The sequence below is a fragment of the Longimicrobium sp. genome, from assembly GCA_036387335.1.
Classification (GTDB): Bacteria; Gemmatimonadota; Gemmatimonadetes; order Longimicrobiales; family Longimicrobiaceae; genus Longimicrobium.
In genome coordinates, this window is sequence record DASVTZ010000191.1 from 40,185 (window position 1) to 46,184 (window position 6,000).

At 70.2% G+C, this 6,000-nt stretch carries 6 protein-coding genes; 3 read left to right on the top strand and 3 right to left on the bottom strand.

The genetic code is table 11. The annotated features are described in order from the left end of the window. The first annotated feature begins 220 nt into the window (after positions 1–220). The 3 genes from VF647_19220 (at position 221) to VF647_19230 (ending at position 3,062) form a co-directional block, all read left to right on the top strand. Positions 221–835: a DUF47 family protein gene (locus VF647_19220; protein HEX8454222.1), complete on the top strand. Its 615-nt coding sequence runs from the start codon at positions 221–223 to the stop codon at positions 833–835. After that, positions 832–1,884 carry an anion permease gene (locus VF647_19225; GenBank protein ID HEX8454223.1) on the top strand — a complete coding sequence of 351 codons (1,053 nt, stop codon included), beginning with the start codon at positions 832–834 and terminating at the stop codon, positions 1,882–1,884. The genes VF647_19220 and VF647_19225 overlap by 4 nt, the downstream gene beginning before the upstream one ends. A gap of 95 nt (positions 1,885–1,979) precedes the next feature. Further along, entirely contained in the window at positions 1,980–3,062 is a 1,083-nt protein-coding gene (locus tag VF647_19230; protein HEX8454224.1) for a hypothetical protein, read from the top strand. Between the two features lie 495 nt (positions 3,063–3,557). Here the strand turns inward: VF647_19230 and fbp are convergent, their stop codons facing one another. The 3 genes from fbp to VF647_19245 all read right to left on the bottom strand — a co-directional run. Continuing rightward, a complete protein-coding gene (fbp, locus tag VF647_19235) occupies positions 3,558–4,583 on the bottom strand; it encodes a class 1 fructose-bisphosphatase (GenBank protein HEX8454225.1) in 1,026 nt (341 codons plus the stop codon). After that, positions 4,580–4,972, bottom strand: coding sequence for a DUF4157 domain-containing protein (locus tag VF647_19240; GenBank protein HEX8454226.1), 393 nt, complete (start codon positions 4,970–4,972; stop codon positions 4,580–4,582). The genes fbp and VF647_19240 overlap by 4 nt, the downstream gene beginning before the upstream one ends. Continuing rightward, positions 4,972–6,000, bottom strand: a 1,029-nt coding sequence (locus tag VF647_19245; protein ID HEX8454227.1) for a ComEC/Rec2 family competence protein, incomplete at its 5' end; no start/stop codon positions are given. The genes VF647_19240 and VF647_19245, both read right to left, overlap by 1 nt.

Sequence of the window (6,000 nt, forward strand, 5' to 3'; positions counted from 1 at the left end):
GTCGAAGATCGGCCTCCTCGATGGCGCGTGATCCTACCCAGGCTGCGTAACGCGTAAGTAACGGCGCGCGCTCGCGGCGTAACCGGGCCGTGCAACACCCTTTTCCCCGCGCGGGACGCACGATAGCTTTGGCGCGGGATTCCGGGGGCGGCGCCGGGGTGCCGCGCATTCCGCACCGGAATGCCTCATCGTTACACATCGATTTCCCCTGGAGGACGCAGTGGGCCTCTTTCCAAGAGACGAGCAGTTCTTCCCGATGTTCAGCGAGATGGCCAAGCGCCTCTCGGGGTGCGCGGAGCTGATCGCGCAGATGTTCGCCGAGCCGGCGCGCATCGACGAGCTGGTGATGGAGATCAAGCGGCTGGAGCACGAGGCGGACGTGATGACGCGCGAGATCAACGCACGCATCGACCGCAGCATCGTGACCCCGCTGGACCGCGAGGACATCCACCTGCTGGCCGGCCGCCTGGACAACGTGATCGACCTGCTGGACGGCACCGCGCGCCGCGTGCAGATGTTCCACGTCCGCCAGATGCGCCCGGAGGCCGCGCGCCTGGCCGACGTTCTGCGCCGCGCCGCCGCGTGCATCGAGGCGGCGGTCATCAACCTCAAGAAGCCCAAGCTGATGCTGGAGCACACCAGCCAGCTCAAGGCGCTGGAGGAGGAGGGCGACGCGATCTACTTCGAGGCGGTGCACGCGCTGTTCGCCAACTCGACGGGCGACCCGCTCGAGATCATCAAGTGGAAGGAGCTGTTCGACAAGCTGGAGGATGCCATCGACGAGTGCGACCACGTGTCGCACGTGCTGGAGAGCATCGCCATCAAGAACGGGTGACCGCCGTGGACGCGAACGTCGTATACATCCTGGTGATCATCGCGGTCGCGTTCGCCTTCGACTTCATCAACGGCTTCCACGACTCGGCGAACTCGATCGCGACGGTGGTGGGCACCCGGGTGCTGAGCCCGGTAAAGGCGGTGTTCTGGGCGGCGTTCTTCAACTTCGCCGCGCTCTTCGTGGTGGGCACCGCGGTGGCGAAGACGCTGGGCAAGGGGATGATCGACGTGAACATCGTCACCCCCAGCGTGGTGATGGGAGGGCTGCTGGGCGCCATCGCCTGGAACCTGATCACCTGGTACTACGGCATCCCGTCGTCGTCGTCGCACGCGCTGCTGGGCGGCTACGCGGGTGCGGCGGTGGCCAAGGCGGGGTTCGGCGCCATCATCCCAGGCGGGTGGATCAAGACGATCCTCTTCATCTTCCTCTCCCCGCTGATCGGCATGGCACTGGGATGGCTGCTGATGCTGATCGTGCTCTGGATCTTCCACAAGAGCAGCGCGGGCTTCGCGGACCGCTTCTTCCGCGTGGCGCAGCTCGCCTCGTCCGGCGTCTTCTCCCTTTCGCACGGCGGCAACGACGCGCAGAAGACGATGGGGATCATCGTTGGGCTGCTGGTGTCGTCCAAGGCGGCGTTCGCGGGGCAGACCGGGTGGATGCGCTACCTGTACCTCCCCAACGCCGACCACGTGCCGCTCTGGGTGGAGCTGCTGGCGTACACCATGATCTCGCTGGGCACGCTCTTCGGCGGCTGGCGCATCGTGCACACGATGGGCACGCGCATCACCCGCCTGCGCCCGGTCGGCGGCTTCTGCGCGGAGACGGGCGGCGCCATCAGCATCTTCATCGCGACGTTCTTCGGCATCCCGGTGAGCACCACGCACACCATCACGGGCGCCATCGTGGGCGTGGGCGCGACGCGGCGCCTTTCCGCCGTGCGCTGGAACATCGCGGGGCGCATCGTGTGGGCGTGGTTCCTCACCATCCCCGCCGCGTTCGCTATCTCGGCCGTCTGCTATGTGCTGCTGAAGGTGACCGTCGCCCCCTGATCCTCCCGGTCGATGACGAGAAAGGCGCCCGGACCCGTCACGAGTCCGGGCGTCTTACAATCCCGCTCAACACCCCCGAACAGTCACACCATCCGATGCCCCTCGCCCGCCGCGCTACGGCAGCCGTTACATGCGCGCTCGCCGTTACGTTCGCCCATCCGGCCTGCGCCCAGCAGCAGCCTGCCCCGACCTTCACCGTCAACGGGATGGAGGTCACGCTCGGCGCGCGCCTGCAGGCGCAGTTCAACACCAGCAGCGTGGACTCGGTGCCGGTGACGGACTGGTTCCTCCGCCGCGCGCGGGTGGAGATCGCCACGCGCTACGGTCCCGTGGTGGCGGGGCGGCTCCAGATCGACTTCGCGGGGAACCGGGTGACGTTCAAGGATGCGTACGTGCGGCTGAACCTGCACCCCGCCCTCAGCGTGCTGGCCGGCAACGCGCAACGCCCGTTCGGCGCGATCGCGCAGACCAACTCCGCGCAGATGGCGCCCATCGAGCGCGGCGTGCGCGTGCGCGGCCTCCGCGCCCGCGACGAGTACTCGCTCGTCACCGACCTCGGATACTCGGAGCGCGACCTGGGCGTGCAGCTCACCGGGAGGCCTGGTGGTCTCCCGCTGCGCCCCTTCTACGCTGCCGCCTTCACCAACGGCCCCGTGCACACCGTGGATGGCGGCGAACGCAGCTACCAGCTCTCCGCGCGCGCCGGCATCCAGCCGCTACCCGGCTTCACCCTTGCCGGCTCCTGGGGCCGCCGCGACTTCGTGCAGCCCCCCGCCGACTCCGCGCCCGCCCGCTCCCGCGGCGGCCACGCCTGGGCCATCGACGCGGAGGTGGGCGGCTACCGTCCCGGCCCGCACGCCATCGCCGAGCTCGCGTTCGGCGACGGCGACCCATTCGCCGGCCGCCGCTTCCTGGGCGCGCAGGGCTGGATCTCGTACCGCACGAAGCCGCTCACCAGCCGCATCGCCTCCGTCGAGCCCCTCCTCCGCATCAGCCACGGCGACCCCGACAGGGACCACGACGCCCCCGACGACGGCGCCGGCACCCTGATCACCCCCGGCTTCAACGTCTACCTCGGCGGCCTCAACCGCGTGATGTTCAACTACGACCTCTGGCACGGCTCCCACGACGCGCCGAGCGGCCAGAGTTTCAAGGCGCAGTTCCAGATGGCGTTTTGAGGGGTGGGTGCCTGGGGTGCCCGGGGTAGGCCGGGGTGGCCCGGGTAGGCCGGGGTGGCCGGGGTGGCCGGGGTAGGCCGGGGTAGGCCGGGGTGCCCGGGGTAGCCCGGCGACTGAAGTCGCGGCTACAACAGCACAAAGTCCGCCTTCGCGGACTCGCGGGCGAGATCCCGGTCCAGAGCGAATACATTCGCCGCTGGAAACACGCAACGTCCGCCTGCGCGCACTCCGGCTCCAATGCTGGCGTGCACGAGCCGGCTTCAGCCGCCTTCGCGTCGTTCCAGCCGGGGGATTCATCCCCCGGCGACCCGCCGCCGGACCGCCCCGGCCGCCCCGCACCAATCCCGCCCCCGCAGAGCCTGCGAAGGCAGGCTTCCCGCAGTTGTTGCAGCGGTTTCAACCGCCGGCTCCAGCAGCTTTACAGCCGCGCACACAAAGAAGCCCCCGCTCTTCACCGAGCCGGGGCCTCTTCGCATCCCAAAACCCCACCGCGCCTCAAACCAGCGCGCCCGCCTCCGTCCCCGCCAGGAAGCGCTCCGCCAGCTCCACGTACTCGGTCGTCCCGATGAACAGGGGCGTGCGCTCGTGCAGGTCGTGGGGGACGATCTCCATGATGCGCTGCTCGCCGTTGGAGGCGCGGCCCCCGGCGTGCTCGGCGATCATGGCGAGCGGCGCGGCCTCGTACAGCAGGCGCAGCTTCCCCTGGGGGCACTTCACGTCCGCCGGGTACATGAACATCCCGCCGTACAGCAGGTTGCGGTGGAAGTCCGCCACCAGCGAGCCGATGTAGCGCGCGCTGAACGGCTTGGGGTTGTCGCCGTCCGCGTTCTTGAGGTGGTCCACCAGCCGGCGCTGCTCCTCGGACCAGCGGGCGTAGTTCCCCTCGTTGACGCTGTAGATCCGCTGCCCGGGCGAGGGGATCTTGATGTTGGGGTGCGACAGGAGGAACTCGCCGATCGACGGCTCCAGCGTGAAGCCGTGCACCCCGTTGCCGGTGGTGTACACCAGCATCGTGGACGACCCGTAGACGATGTACCCCGCCGCCACCTGCTTCGTCCCGGGCTGCAGGCAGTCCTCCACGCAGCCGCGCGCGTGGTCGCTCACCTTGCGATGCACCGAGAAGATGGTGCCCACGCTGACGTTGGCGTCGATGTTCGACGAGCCGTCCAGCGGGTCGAAGAGCACGCAGTAGTTCCCCGTGGGGAACCGGTCGGGGATGGGGATGAAGTCCTCCACCTCTTCGGAGGCCATCCCGCACAGGTGCCCGGTGTGGTCCAGCGCCTTGAAGATCACCTCGTTGGCGAACTCGTCCAGCTTGCGCACCTCCTCGCCCTGGACGTTCACCTCGCCGGTGAGCCCCAGAATGTCCGCGAGCCCGGCGCGCCGCACCTCGCGCGCGATCATCTTGGCGGAGAAGGCCAGGTCGTACAGGATGTTGCTGAACGCCCCCGTCGCCTCGGGGAACTCGCGTTCCGCCTCGATGATGTGGCGCTCGATGGTGACCAGGCCTTTGGGAGTCACGCGTTCCTCGGGGTTGTTGGGGTCCGGGGGAAGGCCCGCTCGGCCTCCGCCCGCGCCTCGACCTCGTACCGGTTCTGCAGGTACCCGTGCCGAAGCGACTGCAGCGCGTACTTCAGGGGGAAGAGCCGGTCCTCGCCCCACTGCCGCACGTGCGTGAGCTCGTGCACCAGGAGCCGCGGCGAAAGCTCCGCGCCGGGGAGCACGACGATGGTGCGCCCCAGCGTCACCGCCGTCATCGGGCCCTTCGTCTTCGCCAGCACTCCGCCGATGGCCGGCACCAGCCGCCCCTTGCGAAAGGTGACGCCGGGCGGGAGCGCGCTGGCGGGCACGGCGGAGGGCGGCGGCGCCACGGGTCCCAGCACCGAGTCCAGGAGCCGGTTCCAGAGCATCACGGCTCCACGCGCTCCCAGAACGCGCCGCCGGGGTGAACCCGGACGACGACCGTCCCCTCCAGGTCCGTGCGCGCAACGGGCACGCCGCGCGCGGCCAGGCGCTCCAGCGTCTCGGGCGCGGGATGGCGGTAGCGGTTGCGTACGCCGCAGGAGATCACGGCCAGCTCCGGTTGCACGGCGCGGAGGAACGTGTCGGAGGTCGCGGTGCGCGATCCGTGGTGCCCCACCTTGAGCACGGCGGAGCGGAGCGCGGCGCCGTAGCGGCTCACCAGCCTCGCCTCAACCTCGGAGGGTGCATCGCCGGTGAGGAGCGCGGTGAAGGCCCCGTACCGGAGCCGCACCACGGCGCTAATGTCGTTCGCGTCCGCGGGGGCGTCAAGCGATCCGGCGGACGGCCAGAGGAACGCCAGTTCCACTCCGTCGATTTGCAAGACCCGGTCCTGCCTTGCCACAGACCAGACGGCGCCTCGTTCCTCGATGGTGCTGAGCAGGTCGCGATAGAGCGGCGTGCCGAACGGCAGCCCCGGCTCCACGACGCGCCCCACCCGCATCCCGCGCAGTACGGCCCCCGCCCCGCCGATGTGGTCGGCGTGCGGATGGGTGAGGATCATCGCCTCCACCACCGTCGCGCCGCGGCTGCGCAGGAAGGGGAGGACGCGCTTCTCCCCCGCGTCGAAGCGCTCCTCGATGGGCCCCGCATCCACCAGCAGCCAGCGCCCCGCCGGCGTGCGGATGGCGACCGCGTCCCCCTGCCCCACGTCGAGGAAGGCGAGCTCCAGCCCCTGTGCGGTGGGCGCGGCGGGGAGGACGAGGAACGCCGCGCACGCCGCCGCTGTCGCGAGCGACCCGCGCACCCACCCGCGCATCCTCGCGCTCCACTCCAGCGCGAGGAGGATGGCGAGCGCCGCCGCGCCCCAGAGCCCCCAGCGCGGCCGGGCCACCGCCGCGTGCCCGCCCGGCAGCTCCGCCGCCACGTCCACCACTCGCTGAAGCCAGTCCAGCATCAGCGACGCGCCGTCCGCGAA